Below are 14,172 nucleotides of genomic sequence, written 5' to 3' on the forward strand. Positions count from 1 at the left end.
AGAGTAACAAATAACAAGTTCAAAGGAGTAGTCGCCGGCCCGGTTCGGTCCTAATTTAGCACTCATGCAGGCGGTTTCGGGGAGGAGATCAGTGCATGCTGACTGAGGAGGAAGAGCTTATCCGCTCGACTGCCGCGGAGTTTTCCCGGGAGGTGCTGAAACCCGGAGCTGCTGCGCGTGACAAGTCGCACGCGATCGAGCTGGACGTTCTGAAACAACTCGGCGAGCTCGGGTTTCTCGGCATGCGAACGGCGGAGGAATGGGGCGGCGTCGGCTGTTCTTATGTCGCCTATGCCTGCGCGCTGATGGAGATCGCCGCCGGCGATGGCTCGGTCTCGACGCTGGTCAGCGTCCACAATTCCCCGGTCTGCTCCCTCCTCGACATGCACGCTTCCGACGACCAGAAGGAACGGTTTCTCAGGCCGCTCGCCGAGGGACGTCATATCGGCGCCTTCGCGCTGACCGAGGCCGATACCGGCTCGGACGCCGCGGCAATCCGAACCCGGGCGACGAAGGACGGCAGCGACTATGTCGTCAACGGCTCGAAGATGTTCATCACGTCCGGCAAGATCGCCGGCACGGTGATCATCTTTGCCGTAACCGATCCCAGCGCCGGCAAGCGCGGCATTTCCGCCTTCGTCACATCGACCGATGTGCCCGGATTTTCGGTCTCCAAGATAGAGGACAAGCTCGGGCAGAAGGCGTCCGATACCGCGGCGCTGATGTTCGACAACTTGCGCATTCCGGAAAGCCAGCGGATCGGGGCGGAAGGCGCCGGTTTGAAGATCGCGCTGTCGGGGCTGGAGGCGGGCCGGATCGGCATCGCCGCCCAATGCGTCGGCATGGCACAGGCGGCGTTCGATGTGGCGCTGACCTATGCCAAGGAGCGCAAGACCTTCGGGAAGCTGCTGCTCGACCACCAGGCGGTCGCTTTCCGGCTGGCGGATGCGAAGACCCAGATCGAGGCGGCGCGGCAACTCGTACTGCATGCCGCGCGGCTGAAGGATCGCGGCGCGCCGTGTCTCGACGAAGCCTGCATGGCGAAACTGTTCGCCTCCGAGATGGCGGAGAAGGTCTGCTCCGCAGCGATCCAGACGCTCGGCGGTTACGGCTACATTTCCGATTTCCCGGTCGAGCGGATCTATCGCGATGTCCGCGTCTGCCAGATCTACGAGGGCACATCCGACATCCAGAAGATCATTATCGCCCGCGGCCTGGCGAACTGAGGAGGATGGGATGCGGATCGAAAGCGGAAATTTTCTGGTGACCGGTGCCGCTTCCGGCCTTGGGCTCGCGACAGCTAAAATGCTTGTCGAAGCTGGCGGTTGCGTGGCTTTGCTCGACCTTGATGAAACGAGCGGTCGGGTAAAAGCCGAGGAGCTCGGCAATGGCACGATCTTCGTGAAGACGGATGTCCGTAGTGGCGAGGCGGTCGAAAATGCGGTCGCCAAGGCCGAGGCCGCCAACGGCCCGATCCGTGGGGCCATCTGCTGCGCCGGTATCGCGCCGTCGGAAAAAGTGCTCGGAAAGCAAGGCGTCCATGCGCTCGAAAGCTTTGCCCGCGCGCTGGAGATCAACACGATCGGCACGTTCAACGTGATCCGGCTGGCGGCGCAGGCGATCGCGAGAGCCAAGCCGAACGAGGAGGGCGAACGCGGCGTGCTTGTCGCCACCGCTTCCGTTGCCGCCTATGACGGGCAGATCGGGCAGGCAGCCTATTCCGCCTCCAAGGCGGCGGTGGCCGGCATGACGCTGCCGATCGCCCGCGAGCTTGCCCGCGACGGCATACGCATGATGACGATCGCCCCTGGAATATTTGAGACGCCGATGATGGCCGGCTTTTCCGACGAGGTGCGTGCCTCGCTCGGCAAGTCGGTGCCGTTTCCGCCGCGGCTCGGCCGGCCGGCGGAATTTGCGCGGCTGGTGCGCGACATTATCGAAAACCCGATGCTGAACGGCGAAGTGATCCGCCTCGACGGAGCGCTCAGGATGGCGCCGCGTTGAACGACTGATTTGATCGGTTCTTTGGGAGGAGAAACGAATGACGGATGGACAGAGACTGAGCCTGCATGTGCCCGAGCCGGAAGTGCGGCCGGGCGGCAAGCCGGATTTCTCCAATGTGCCGATCCCGAAAGCCGGCTCGGTGCGGCGGCCGGAGGTGGACGTCGATCCGAAGGAAATCCGCGACCTCGCCTATTCGATCATTCGCGTGCTCGACCGCGAGGGCGAGGCGGTCGGTCCCTGGGCAGGGTCATTGACCGACGAGGAACTGATGGAGGGCCTCAAGCACATGATGCTGCTGCGCGTCTTCGACAGCCGCATGCTGATGGCGCAGCGGCAGGGCAAGACCTCCTTCTACATGCAGCATCTCGGCGAGGAGGCGGTCTCCTGCGCCTTCCGGAAGGCGCTTCTCCCGGGTGACATGAACTTTCCGACCTACCGCCAAGCAGGCCTGCTGATTGCCGGCGGCTATCCGATGGTCGAGATGATGAACCAGATCTATTCCAACGATGCCGATCCCCTGAAGGGGCGGCAATTGCCGATCATGTATTCGTCGAAGGAGTTCGGCTTCTTCACGATCTCCGGCAATCTCGCCACGCAATATGTCCAGGCCGTCGGCTGGGCCATGGCGTCGGCAATCAAGAACGACACCAAGATCGCCGCTGCCTGGATCGGGGACGGATCGACGGCCGAGTCGGATTTCCATTCGGCACTGGTCTTTGCCTCCACCTACCGGGCACCTGTTGTCCTCAATGTCGTCAACAACCAGTGGGCGATCTCGACCTTCCAGGGCGTTGCTCGCGGCGGATCGGGCACCTTTGCCGCCCGCGGCCTCGGTTACGGCCTGCCGTCGCTGCGCGTCGACGGCAACGATTATCTGGCCGTGCACGCGGTCGCCAAATGGGCGGCGGAGCGGGCGCGGCGCAATATCGGGCCGACTCTGGTCGAATACGTCACCTATCGCGTCGGCGCCCATTCCACCTCCGACGATCCTTCCGCCTATCGCCCGAAGGAGGAGTCCGAAGCCTGGCCGCTCGGCGATCCGGTCATCCGGCTGAAGAACCACCTGATCCGCATCGGCACCTGGAGCGAGGAGCGCCATCGCCAGATGGAAGCGGAAATCCGCGACACCGTCGTCGCTGCCCAGAAGGAGGCGGAGCGCCACGGCACACTGCATTCCGGCGGCCGGCCGTCGATGCGGGACATGTTCGAAGGCGTCTATGCCGAGATGCCGCCGCATCTGAAGCGGCAGCGGCAGCAGGCGGGGGTGTAAGGGATGAAAGAGCTAAGTCTTCGACTGGGGCTCCCCCTCATCCGCCTGCCGGGACCTTCTCCCCGGGGGGAGAAGAGAGATGCCGCATCGTTGCCGTTCACCCTCTCCCCTCGGGGAGAGGGTGGCCGAGCGAAGCGGAGGCCGGGTGAGGGGGCTGCTTGCTTGAGCGGTAGCGTTATTTGCTCCAGCGTCATATCGGAGGCCCGCCCATGCCGCGCATGACAATGATCGAGGCGATCCGCAGCGCCATGGATGTCTCCATGGAGCGCGACGACAATGTGGTCGTGTTCGGCGAGGATGTCGGTTATTTCGGCGGCGTCTTCCGTGGCACCCAGGGGCTGCAGCAGAAATACGGCAAGACGCGCTGCTTCGATGCGCCGATCAACGAATCCGGCATCGTCGGCGTGGCGATCGGCATGGCGGCCTACGGGCTGAAACCCTGTGTCGAGATCCAGTTCGCCGATTACATGTATCCGGCCTACGACCAACTCACCCAGGAAGCGGCGCGGCTGCGCTATCGCTCCAACGGCGATTTCACCTGCGGCATCACCGTGCGGATGCCGACCGGCGGCGGCATCTTTGGGGGGCAGACGCACAGCCAGAGCCCGGAGGCGCTGTTTACTCACGTCTGCGGGCTGCAGGTGGTAGTGCCGTCCAACCCCTATGACGCCAAAGGCCTGCTGATCGCATCGATCGAGAACCCCGACCCGGTGATCTTCCTCGAACCGAAGCGGCTCTATAACGGCCCGTTCGACGGCCATCACGATCGGCCGGTGACCTCCTGGGCCGGCCATCCGCTCGGGGAGGTGCCCGCCGAGCACTATGTCGTGCCGCTTGGCAAGGCGGTGGTGCGGCGGCCGGGTTCGGCGGTGACCGTGCTCGCCTATGGCACGATGGTGCATGTGGCCGAAGCGACGGCCGAGGAGACTGGTATCGACGCCGAGGTGATCGACCTGCGCACCCTGATGCCGCTCGACCTCGATACGATCGTCACTTCGGTGAAGAAAACCGGCCGGTGCCTGGTGGTGCACGAGGCGACGCTCACCTCCGGCTTTGGCGCGGAACTGGCGGCGCTGGTGCAGGAGCATTGCTTCTACAACCTCGAAGCCCCGGTCACCCGGGTGGCCGGCTGGGACACGCCGTATCCGCATGCGCAGGAATGGGATTATTTTCCAGGCCCGGCCCGCGTCGGCCGGGCGCTGCGCGACATGATGGAGGCCTGAGACATGGCGGAAAAACTCATCAAGCTGCCGGATGTCGGCGAAGGCGTCGCGGAAGCGGAACTGGTCGAATGGCACGTCAATGTCGGCGATCTGGTCCGCGAAGACATGGTGCTGGCGGCCGTGATGACCGGCAAGGCGACCGTCGAAATCCCGTCGCCCGTGGAAGGCGAGGTGACTTTCCGGCACGGCGAGATCGGCGACATCATTGCAACCGGCACCGTCATCCTCAAGATCAGGACCGTGGGCGAGGCCGTCGACGGTGAGGAGGAGCCGGAGATCGAGCTTCCGCTGGTCCAGCCGGAGGCTTTGTCCGTTGAACCGCAGAAGAAGTCCGAGCCGGTAGTGGAAAGGCCGAAGCCTGCTGAGGTTATTCCTCAGAAGCCAGCCGCATCATCTGTTCCGAGGGATGTCGGAGTCCCCCGTGCCGAGGGAGAAAAGCCGCTGGCGCCGCCGGCCGTTCGTCTTCGGGCGAAGGAGGCGGGCATCGACCTTCGGCAAGTGCCGGGCACTGGCCCGGCCGGCCGCATTACCCATGAGGATCTGGACACGTTCCTGAACAGCCAGGGAGGCGGCGGAGCTGTCGCTGTCGGGCTGCAGCCGAACAGGGCGGTTCAGGAGGTCAAGGTCGTCGGCCTTCGCCGCCGCATCGCCGAAAAGATGGCGCTGTCGAAATCCCGCATCCCCCACATCACCTATGTGGAGGAGGTCGACATGACCGCGCTGGAAGAGCTGCGGACCCGCATGAACGGCACCCAGAAGCCCGGCCGGCCGAAACTCACCATCTTGCCCTTCCTGATGCGGGCGATGGTCAAAGCTATCAGTGAGCAGCCCGGCATCAACGCGCTTTACGACGACGAGGCCGGTATCATCCGCCAATATGGCGGCGTGCATATCGGCATCGCGGCGCAGACGCCCTCGGGCCTCGTCGTTCCGGTCGTCAGGCACGCCGAGGCGCGCGACATCTTCGACTGCGCCCGGGAAGTGGCCCGCTTAAGCGAAGCGGCCAAGAACGGTACCGCGCTGCGCGAGGAACTGTCCGGTTCGACGATCACCATCAGTTCGCTCGGCGCGATGGGTGGCATCGTCTCGACGCCGGTCATCAACCATCCGGAAGTGGCGATCATCGGCGTCAACAAGCTCGCCGTCCGGCCGCATTGGGACGGGGCGCAATTCGTGCCACGCAAGATGATGAACCTGTCCTCCAGCTTCGATCACCGGGTGATCGACGGCTGGGATGCCGCGACATTCGTGCAGCGCCTGAAGGCGTTGATGGAAACACCGGCGCTAATCTTCGTCGAGGAGTGAGGTGAGAGAAGAACAATGAAAGAGATCACCTGCAAGCTCCTCGTCATCGGGGCCGGTCCGGGAGGCTATGTTTGCGCCATCCGGGCCGGCCAGCTGGGGGTCGACACGGTCATCGTCGAGATGGCGAAGCCGGGCGGTACCTGCCTCAATATCGGCTGTATTCCCTCCAAGGCAATCATCCATGCGGCCGACGATTTCGCGAAGACCGTCGCGATGGCGGCGGGCAAAAATGCAATGGGCATCAAGGCCGACAATCCGGCGATCGACCTTGCCAAAACCATGACCTGGAAGGACGGCATTACCGGCCGGCTGACGCTGGGCGTCGCGGGCCTCCTGAAGAAAGCCGGCGTCAAGATCGTCGTCGGGCGGGCGAAATTCCGGGACGGCAAGACGGTCGCGGTGGAGACCGAGACGGGCGAGCAGGTCATCCGTGCCGAAAACGTCGTCATCGCCACCGGTTCGGCACCGGTCGAATTGCCGATGCTGCCGTTCGGGGGCTCGGCATCGCCTTCCGGGGCTAAGGTGATTTCCTCCACCGGCGCGCTGTCCCTGACCGAGCTGCCGCAGCGGCTGGCGGTGGTCGGCGCCGGGTATATCGGCCTCGAACTTGGGCTCGCCTTTGCCAAGCTCGGAGCGAAGGTGACGATCGTCGAAGCGCTCGACCGCATCCTGCCGCTCTACGATACGCAGCTTACCCAGCCGGTCGCCAAGCGGCTCTCGGCTTTGGGCGTCGAGGTTTTGCTCGGCACCAAGGTCAAGGGCTTGTCTTCCAGCGGCGAGGCGCTGCTGGCGGAGACCGGTTCCGGCGAGGAGAAACGCATCGCTGCCGACAAGGTACTCGTCACGGCTGGCCGCAAGCCGGTGACCGAAGGTTGGGGCCGCGAGGAGCTGGAACTCGATATGGACGGCAGGTTCCTGAAGGTCGACGAGCAGTGCCGCACCTCGATGCGCGGCATCTATGCGGTCGGCGACGTCACCGGCGAGCCGATGCTGGCGCACCGGGCAATGGCGCAGGGCGAGATGGTGGCGGAGATCGTCTCTGGCAAGCGCCGTTCCTGGGACAGGCGGGCCATCCCCGCCGTCTGCTTCACCGATCCGGAAATCGTCTCCGTGGGCCTGTCGCCGGACGAGGCGAAGGCGCAGGGCCGCGAGATCAAGGTCGGGCAGTTTCCGTTCGCCGCCAACGGACGCGCGATGACGCTATCGGCAGAGGAAGGGTTTGTCCGCATCGTGGCGCGGGCGGACAACCACCTTGTGCTCGGAATCCAGGCTGTCGGCGCTGGCATCTCCGAACTCTCGGCCGCTTTCGGGCTGGCGATCGAGATGGGGGCGAGGCTGGAGGATATCGCCGGGACGATCCACGCGCATCCGACGCAATCGGAGGCTTTTGCGGAGGCGGCGCTGAAGGCGCTGGGGCATGCGCTGCATATGTGAGCATATCGGCAGCAAATCGCCGTGGACGCGTGGATCGCCGCAGCGTATTCCTATGTTGAACGGGAGGCGATGATGAAGAAACTATTTGCGATATGCTTTTCGTGCTTGCTTGTGCCGGCGGCGGCGCTTGCCGAAACGCGTTGCGGTTGGCTGGTCAATCCGACGCCGCGCAACTGGACGCTGATCGATGCCCAGAATGAATGGCTAATCATGCTTCAGGGCGGCTACGAAGCCAAAGGCATGGACAAGATCAAGGACATGGCTGAGGGCGAGCATGTGACCATAAACTACAGCCATGGCTACGCCTGCTTTTGCATGAACGTTTCGACTGGCAAGGACGAAATCGTCCGGGAGATTTACTCCACCCGCCAGCTGCCCCTTTCAAAATGCCGACGCGATCCGGCACTCAGCGAGCCTCGATGAACAATTAGGCCTCCCGCCCGGTGTCCTGTCCAGAGGAGTTTGGTCGCGATAACGGCCTAAAGCTCGAGCAGCGCATACGGCTTTCCGGTCGGCTTCTCGATATGCGAGGCGACATTGTAGACAGGGGCGCCGCCGGGCGTCTTGCCCTCGTAAGTGCCTCGATGGGCATGGCCGTGGACCACGGCAGAGACTGGAAACCGGTCGATAGTCTCGGCAAGGCGCGACGAGCCGAGAAACGGATAAATCTCCTCCGGCTCACCGATCACGGTCTCACGGATCGGCGCGTAGTGCAGAATGACCATGGCCCGTTCCGAGCGAACCTGGCGCAACGCGTTTTCGAGCCTCATGGTTTCCTCGACGCTTTCGGTGACCATCGCCTTGATCGCAGGCTCGCCGAACGAGCCGAGCATGTGGCGGCCGAAACCGCCGGCGAAACCCTTGGCGCCTGCAAAGCCGACGCCATTGATCTCGACGGCCTGGCCTTCCAGCAGGTGGATGCCGGCATCCTTCAGGATATGGGTGACCTCCTCGACGCAGCCGCATTCGTAATCATGATTACCGAGCACGCCGACGATCGGGATCGAGCAGGAGCGCAGATCGGCCGCCAGTATTTCCGCCTCCTTCGGTTTGCCGAGATCGGTCAGGTCGCCGGTCAGTACCAGGATATCGGCAGCCTGCGAGATTTCGCTGAACAGCTCCCTGTAGGACGCCGAACCGTGCTCCTTGATGTGCAGGTCGCCCATCGCTGCGATCCGCTGCTTGCCGTTCGCCTTCTTCGTCGATGCCTTGTCGCTGTCAGCCTTTTTTGTTTCCGTCTGGACGGTGACGCTCTTCGCGTCGGTTGCTTTGCTCACCCTAAGCCTCCTTCGGCCATTTCCTCTTCGACGCCGTCGCGAAGGTCGCCTTCGCCGCCGACGTCTGCAAAACCCCATTCCTTGACGTCGATCTCGAAATCCACTCGGCTGAACATGCGACCGCGGCAAATCTTCATCTGCGGCAGCGGCAGTTCGCGCTGCGCCTTCAGGCGGTCGAGCAGTTCGTCCAGAAGCCAGTCGGGCACCTTGTCGCGCTCGGTCGGGTAGATCCAGCGGAAGTTCAAGAGGTGGATCAGCAGCACTTCCCAATGCACTTCCATATGGCTCAGCAGCCGTTCCCAATCGATCTGGTCATGAGCGCGCAGGATCATATGGACGATATCGCCGCCGTCATAGCGGTGGCGGAGCTGCACGAAACATTTCGACCAGATGAGTTCGGTCGGCGCGATGATCCGTACCTTGTGGCCGTTCATCTCGATCTGGCGGGCGTTTTCAAACCACGCGTCGCTGATCGGCATGGTGCCGTTCGAGGCGGCGAAGATGACGTCGAAGAAGTGCCGGCCCTTCTTCACCTTGCCGAGCCAGCGGTCGTCCTCGACCTCGATATGATAACCCTTGTCCTTGAAATGGGCGAGGATGCGGGCGTAGTCGCCGGCCTTGCAGAAGATGTCGAGATCCTTCGTCTGCCGGGTGATGCCCGTATAGGCACTGATGGCGAACGTGCCGGCCAGCAGGAACGGGATATGGCACTTGGCCAGATCCTCGACCGCCTCGGCGACAAAGGCTTCGGAATCCGCGTCGGCAAGCGTCGGCGCAGCCTTCACCTCCATTCCCGGCATGGTGTCGACCGGATGGGTAGCCTTCTCCCTCGGCAGATTCTGCGCGGCATTCGCTTCAGCATTCATTACGGATCTCCGAAATGTGGCTTCGCGCAGAGGAACACCCGGGCATGCCCGGAGGTTCCGTTTTCGGTCATTTTGCGACTGTCGTGACGCTTCAGCGTTCGGGATTATCGGCATTCGCCATAGGGCTGGCGCGGCCGTCCGGCTGGTCGCCGTCTTCGCGCCCGTCCCGGTCCTCAAGATCGCTCTCGACCAGATAGGCGTCGCTGCCGCCGAGCCTTGCGGCTTCCTTCAGCACTTCCGGGTTGGTGGTGTCCAGTTGTTCGTCGTCCAATTGCTCCTGGAGCGCGTCATTGGTCTTGTTGCCGTCGGCTGGGGTCTTGCCGCTGTCGGCAGCTGGGCGTTTGGCGTCCATGGCGATGGTTCCTTTCTCTGATGTCGAGCCATTCCAGACATCCATCCGGGCTCATCTCTCAACCGTTGGCAACGCAACAGGTTCCGCCGATCGCCAGCCGGGAACCAAAGCTGCGGCTGACTGTTAATTAAGCGTGCAAACTCCAGGAGGCAGACATGCCAGCGAAATCCAAAGCACAGCAGAAGGCAGCCGGCGCGGCGCTTGCGGCCAAACGCGGCGATATGAAGAAGAGCGAACTCAAGGGCGCTTCGAAGGGCATGGAGAAATCCATGAGCGAAAAGCAGCTTGAAGATTTCGCCTCGACCAAGCGCAAGGGCAAGCCCGACCACGCCGCCCATCACTGACGAGATACCCGATTTGCCGAGACGCCAGATCGGGCTGCCGGTCCGAGACCGGAACTTCGCGGAAAGACGGACGTTCTTTGGGACGTTCGTCTTTTCGTGGAGGAGGAAAAGTCATGCCGCCTGAAACCATACCGCCTGAAGAACTCGACAAGACGCTGACCGCCCTGCCGCTGAGGATCGGTGTCTATATTCCGGACGACCTGATGGAAGACTGGTTTGCGCCCGGAACGGGCATGAACCCCGTGAGCGATGCAGCCTTGAAGGCGGCGGAAGCCTACGGCCGCCGCTTCGAATGCGAGTTCAAATATTATCCGGAGCGTATGGAAGGCGTTTTCTGGAAATGGGTGCCGGCTCTCTAGCGCGTCTTTCAAGTCTCGATGAGCAAGCCTCGATGAGGCTGGAAAAGTCGATGAGGCGCGCCGCGCCGCTAAGGATCGCTCTTCTCTGCCTCATGGCCAAGCGATCGGTCCGCCTATGGCGCGGCGGCGCCTCATTCAATGACAATCACCTCAAGGGGCGGTACGGGGGGCTGAAACGATCGTAACGCAGCCGCCAGCCTGCTTCGCAAGGCCTGCCATAACGCTGCAAATGCACGAGAAAAGGAAAGGTTCCGCTGAAAAGTGATTCGAACGGTTATTTTTCGTCCGAATCACCAAAACTCACGGAACGGCCACTGCTCAAGCGTAGCTGTTGCGCAGTGCTTCGAATTTCTGAAGCTGCTCGGCGATCAGTTCGCGTGCGGCATCCCGCTTCACGAAGACCTTGAACATCGCCGAACCCTTGGCATTCATGAACCAGACCGAGCAGGAGCGACGGCCGTGGAAGGCACGATCGACGAAGGTCACCGACGCGCAATTGTCCTTCTTGATGTGACCGCCGATCGGGCTGTCGCCGTGGATGTTGAACCATCCGTGGCCTTCCGAACCCATCGGCAGGCTGCCTTCGGCCTCCAGCACGATGTCTTCGGTATGGACGATGAAAAGAACCTCCCCCCAGGTGCTCATCTCGGCCCAGATGTCGGCGAACCTCTCCTTGTCGGCGATGATCGCCGCGCCTTTCGGCAGGATTTCGAGAATCTCGGCGGGCGTCACGTCGGCATTGGCGGCGATCGCCTCGACGACGCCGTCGGGCTTCTCCGCAAGGGCGGCGAGAGCCCGTTGGCGACGGTCCGGGCTGATTTCGGAAACGGCGTTCATCAGGACCTCAGGCAGCAGCGTCGGCGCGCACGCCGTTCTTGTCTTCGTGGATGATCACTTCGAAACCTTCGAAATGCGGACCGGAAAGATATTCCACCTTGCCGCGGTTGTTGCCGGCATTCGCGTGCGCCGCGCGGAACTGTTCCGACTTCGTCCAGGCCTGGAAGTCCTCGAAGGTTTCCCACACGGTATGGGATGCATAGAGGGTGTGATCCTCCGCCTTCGGGCCCTTGAGCATGTGGAACTCCACGTAACCGGGCAGCTCCGCGAGGCGGCCCTGGCGGCCGCGCCAGATGGCTTCGAACGCCTCTTCATAACCCGGCACGACGCGGAATCGGTTCATGGCGATGTACATGGATAGTCCCTCACTTAAAGTTTCACTTTCGGCTCAAGATATCTGCGGCCGGTCCCCTTGAAAAGCCTAAAAAACTTGCGTAGTCAACTCAAGTTATATCCGCCGGCCAGGCGGACCCGAGGCATATTGCGCCTCGATTTGAGCAGACAAGGAGCAGGGTATCATGGGGTCTTCCTTTACCTTGAGGGGGCTTTTCACAGCCGTCCTCCTGGGCACCGGTCTCGTCGCGGGCGTCGCGGCTGCATCCGACAAGGGCAATCCGGAGGCCAAGCGGATCGTTTCCATCGGCGGCACGATCACCGAGATTCTCTATGCGCTTGGCGCCGAGGACCGGATCGTAGCACGGGACTCGACGAGCTTCTATCCGGATGCGGCCAACTCCAAGCCGGACGTCGGCTATATGCGCGCCTTGTCTGCGGAAGGCATTCTCGGCCAGAAGCCCGATCTGATCCTGATGGAGCAGGATTCCGGCCCGCCGCCGGTCATCGAAATCCTCAAAGCCAGCGAAGTGCCGATGGTGGTCATCCCGACACCGCCGAAGGCGGATGCGATCGGCAGGAAGATCCGCGACGTGGGAGCGGCAGTCGGGCTTTCCGACAAGGCCGAGGCGCTTGCCGTGAAGACGGAAGAGGGGCTGAAGAAGCTCGCCGCTGACGTCGCTCAGCTTCCCGGTCCGAAGAAGAAGGTCCTGTTCGTGCTGTCGCTCACCAATAACCGCGTCATGGCCGGCGGTGCCGATACGGAAGCGGGTGCGGTGATCGAAATGGCCGGCGGTATCAATGCCGCGCCGACGATCAACGGCTACAAGCCGCTCGCCGACGAAGCCGTTATCGCGGCCAAGCCGGATGTCGTGCTCGCCATGTCGCGCGGCGATCACGTCATGACGCCGGAACAGGTTTTTACGATGCCGTCGATGCAGACGACGCCGGCTGCCGCCAACAAGGCGCTGGTCACCATGGACGGCCTGCTGCTGCTCGGTTTCGGCCCGCGCACCCCGGACGCTGCCCGCTCGCTCGCCGCCCGGATCTATCCCGGGGCGATCAACTGATGATGAAGGCGCTGGCGATGCCGTTCCGGCCGGCGGAGGATGGAGACCGGACCCGCCAGGGCGTCGTCATGCTTCTTCTCCTGGCGGTTATGCTGTTTGCCGCGTGCCTGCTTTCGCTCGGTATCGGCCCGACCGGCGTCGGCCTGCGCGATCTCTGGACCTATGCGACCGGCAACAGCGCCAGCCTGTCCACCCAGGAACGGGTGATCCTCGAAGCGGTCCGCCTGCCGCGCACCGCGCTCGGCCTGCTGGTCGGCGCCGGGCTTGCCGTCTCCGGCGCGATGATGCAGGGCCTGTTCCGCAATCCGCTCGCCGATCCTGGCATTGTCGGCGTCACCTCCGGCGCCGGGCTTGCCGCGGTTGCGGCGATCGTGCTCGGCAACGGCATTCTGGCGCCGGTCGCCATGCTGCTCGGCAACCAGTTCCTGCCGCTGATGGCCTTCTTCGGCGGTCTCTTCAACACCTGGGCGCTCTATCTCATCGCCACCCGCGACGGGCGGACGTCGACGACGGCTCTGATCCTGTCCGGCATTGCGATCGGTGCGCTTTCGGCAGCGCTGATGGGCCTGATGATCGTCATGGCCGACGACCGGCAGCTGCGCGACATTACCTTCTGGAGCCTCGGCTCGCTCGGCGGCGCCACGTTCGGCCGGGTGTTGTCTATTCTGCCTTTCATCGGCGCGGTGATGCTCATCATGCCCTTCGTGGCGCGGGGGCTCGACGCACTGGTGCTCGGCGATGCGGCCGCCTTCCACATGGGAATACCGGTGCAGCGGCTGAAGAAGATCGTCATCGTTGCCGTCGCCGCTGCCTGCGGCTCGACCGTCGCCGTCGCCGGCTCGATCGGTTTCGTCGGCATCGTCGTGCCGCATCTGCTGCGCCTCGTCATGGGGCCGTCGCATCGGTTCCTGCTGCCGGGTTCGGCGCTCGGCGGTGGTGCGCTGCTGCTGGTTGCCGACAGCGTCGCGCGCACCGTCGCCGCTCCGGCGGAACTGCCGATCGGCGTCATCACCGCATTGTTCGGCGCTCCGGTCTTCCTCTTCCTGCTGCTGGGTAAAAACGGCATCACCACGCGGGACATGCCATGATTTCCGCCGAACACGTCACCGTCACCCGCTCGGGCCGCAAACTGCTCGACAATGTCGGCATCGATCTCGAGCCGGGCCGATTCACCGTCGTCATAGGCCCGAACGGCGCCGGAAAATCGACGCTTATGAAGGTGATCTCCGGCGAGATGAAACCCGATATCGGCTTCGTCAGCTATCACGGCACCAGCGTCGATCTCTGCCAGCCGGTCGAGCTTGCCAAGCGCCGGGCGGTGCTGCCGCAGGCGACGCAGCTTGCATTTCCGTTCACAGCGCTCGAAATCGTCCGCATGGGCGCGGTGGCGCAAGGGGCGCTCAATCCGACCGAGCAGGCGCGCCTGGCCTTGTCTCGCGTGGGGCTGCGCGGTTTCGAAAGCCGGCCCTATCCGTCGCTGTCGGGTGGCGAGCAGCAG

17 protein-coding genes are annotated in these 14,172 nt (G+C 63.3%); 12 read left to right on the top strand and 5 right to left on the bottom strand.

The annotated features are described in order from the left end of the window. Positions 1-95 precede the first annotated feature (95 nt). The 7 genes from MOV63_RS05720 to MOV63_RS05750 all read left to right on the top strand — a co-directional run bounded on the left by MOV63_RS05720 (position 96) and on the right by MOV63_RS05750 (position 7,659). Entirely contained in the window at positions 96-1,226 is a 1,131-nt protein-coding gene (locus MOV63_RS05720; RefSeq protein WP_247032397.1) for an acyl-CoA dehydrogenase family protein, read from the top strand. Positions 1,227-1,236: 10 nt separating this feature from the next. Beyond that, a complete protein-coding gene (locus MOV63_RS05725) occupies positions 1,237-2,004 on the top strand; it encodes an SDR family NAD(P)-dependent oxidoreductase (protein ID WP_247032406.1) in 768 nt (255 codons plus the stop codon). Positions 2,005-2,041: 37 nt separating this feature from the next. Then, positions 2,042-3,274: a 3-methyl-2-oxobutanoate dehydrogenase (2-methylpropanoyl-transferring) subunit alpha gene (locus tag MOV63_RS05730; protein WP_038544716.1), complete on the top strand. Its 1,233-nt coding sequence runs from the start codon at positions 2,042-2,044 to the stop codon at positions 3,272-3,274. A 209-nt stretch (positions 3,275-3,483) separates the two neighbouring features. Then, a complete protein-coding gene (locus MOV63_RS05735) occupies positions 3,484-4,497 on the top strand; it encodes an alpha-ketoacid dehydrogenase subunit beta (protein ID WP_247032408.1) in 1,014 nt (337 codons plus the stop codon). 3 nt (positions 4,498-4,500) lie between these two features. Continuing rightward, positions 4,501-5,802, top strand: coding sequence for a dihydrolipoamide acetyltransferase family protein (locus MOV63_RS05740; RefSeq protein WP_247032410.1), 1,302 nt, complete (start codon positions 4,501-4,503; stop codon positions 5,800-5,802). A 15-nt stretch (positions 5,803-5,817) separates the two neighbouring features. Beyond that, positions 5,818-7,236 (top strand): dihydrolipoyl dehydrogenase, encoded by a 1,419-nt coding sequence (lpdA, locus tag MOV63_RS05745; RefSeq protein ID WP_247032412.1) that lies wholly within the window; start codon positions 5,818-5,820, stop codon positions 7,234-7,236. Between the two features lie 21 nt (positions 7,237-7,257). Then, on the top strand, positions 7,258-7,659 hold the full coding sequence (locus MOV63_RS05750; RefSeq protein ID WP_405029300.1) for a DUF4087 domain-containing protein: 402 nt from the start codon (positions 7,258-7,260) through the stop codon (positions 7,657-7,659). A gap of 56 nt (positions 7,660-7,715) precedes the next feature. On the opposite strand, the gene MOV63_RS05755 is transcribed toward MOV63_RS05750, so the two are convergent. The 3 genes from MOV63_RS05755 to MOV63_RS05765 all read right to left on the bottom strand — a co-directional run bounded on the left by MOV63_RS05755 (position 7,716) and on the right by MOV63_RS05765 (position 9,731). Continuing rightward, a complete protein-coding gene (locus tag MOV63_RS05755; protein ID WP_038549548.1) occupies positions 7,716-8,402 on the bottom strand; it encodes a metallophosphoesterase in 687 nt (228 codons plus the stop codon). Between the two features lie 107 nt (positions 8,403-8,509). Next, on the bottom strand, positions 8,510-9,304 hold the full coding sequence (locus tag MOV63_RS05760) for a nucleotidyltransferase family protein (protein ID WP_247032448.1): 795 nt from the start codon (positions 9,302-9,304) through the stop codon (positions 8,510-8,512). A gap of 166 nt (positions 9,305-9,470) precedes the next feature. Next, positions 9,471-9,731 carry a hypothetical protein gene (locus MOV63_RS05765; protein WP_247032414.1) on the bottom strand — a complete coding sequence of 87 codons (261 nt, stop codon included), beginning with the start codon at positions 9,729-9,731 and terminating at the stop codon, positions 9,471-9,473. Positions 9,732-9,886: 155 nt separating this feature from the next. Between MOV63_RS05765 and MOV63_RS05770 the strand changes: the two genes are divergently transcribed. Next, complete coding sequence (locus tag MOV63_RS05770) at positions 9,887-10,075, top strand: DUF3008 family protein (protein WP_038544703.1); 189 nt, start codon at positions 9,887-9,889, stop codon at positions 10,073-10,075. A 113-nt stretch (positions 10,076-10,188) separates the two neighbouring features. Then, the gene (locus MOV63_RS05775; protein WP_247032423.1) at positions 10,189-10,434 is read left to right on the top strand and encodes a hypothetical protein; all 246 of its coding nucleotides are present in this window, start codon (positions 10,189-10,191) and stop codon (positions 10,432-10,434) included. Between the two features lie 318 nt (positions 10,435-10,752). Here MOV63_RS05775 and hutX read toward each other — a convergent pair whose 3' ends face one another. Further along, positions 10,753-11,271 carry a heme utilization cystosolic carrier protein HutX gene (gene hutX / locus MOV63_RS05780; RefSeq protein WP_247032428.1) on the bottom strand — a complete coding sequence of 173 codons (519 nt, stop codon included), beginning with the start codon at positions 11,269-11,271 and terminating at the stop codon, positions 10,753-10,755. Positions 11,272-11,278: 7 nt separating this feature from the next. Beyond that, positions 11,279-11,626: an antibiotic biosynthesis monooxygenase gene (locus tag MOV63_RS05785; protein WP_037076909.1), complete on the bottom strand. Its 348-nt coding sequence runs from the start codon at positions 11,624-11,626 to the stop codon at positions 11,279-11,281. A 163-nt stretch (positions 11,627-11,789) separates the two neighbouring features. Between MOV63_RS05785 and MOV63_RS05790 the strand changes: the two genes are divergently transcribed. The 3 genes from MOV63_RS05790 to MOV63_RS05800 form a co-directional block, all read left to right on the top strand. After that, positions 11,790-12,674: a hemin ABC transporter substrate-binding protein gene (locus tag MOV63_RS05790; protein WP_247032429.1), complete on the top strand. Its 885-nt coding sequence runs from the start codon at positions 11,790-11,792 to the stop codon at positions 12,672-12,674. After that, positions 12,674-13,762 carry an iron ABC transporter permease gene (locus tag MOV63_RS05795; protein WP_247032430.1) on the top strand — a complete coding sequence of 363 codons (1,089 nt, stop codon included), beginning with the start codon at positions 12,674-12,676 and terminating at the stop codon, positions 13,760-13,762. The genes MOV63_RS05790 and MOV63_RS05795 overlap by 1 nt, the downstream gene beginning before the upstream one ends. Continuing rightward, positions 13,759-14,172, top strand: a 414-nt coding sequence (locus MOV63_RS05800; protein WP_247032434.1) for an ATP-binding cassette domain-containing protein, incomplete at its 3' end; no start/stop codon positions are given. The genes MOV63_RS05795 and MOV63_RS05800, both read left to right, overlap by 4 nt.

Source organism: Neorhizobium sp. SHOUNA12A (assembly GCF_023006505.1).
Taxonomy (GTDB): Bacteria; Pseudomonadota; Alphaproteobacteria; order Rhizobiales; family Rhizobiaceae; genus Neorhizobium.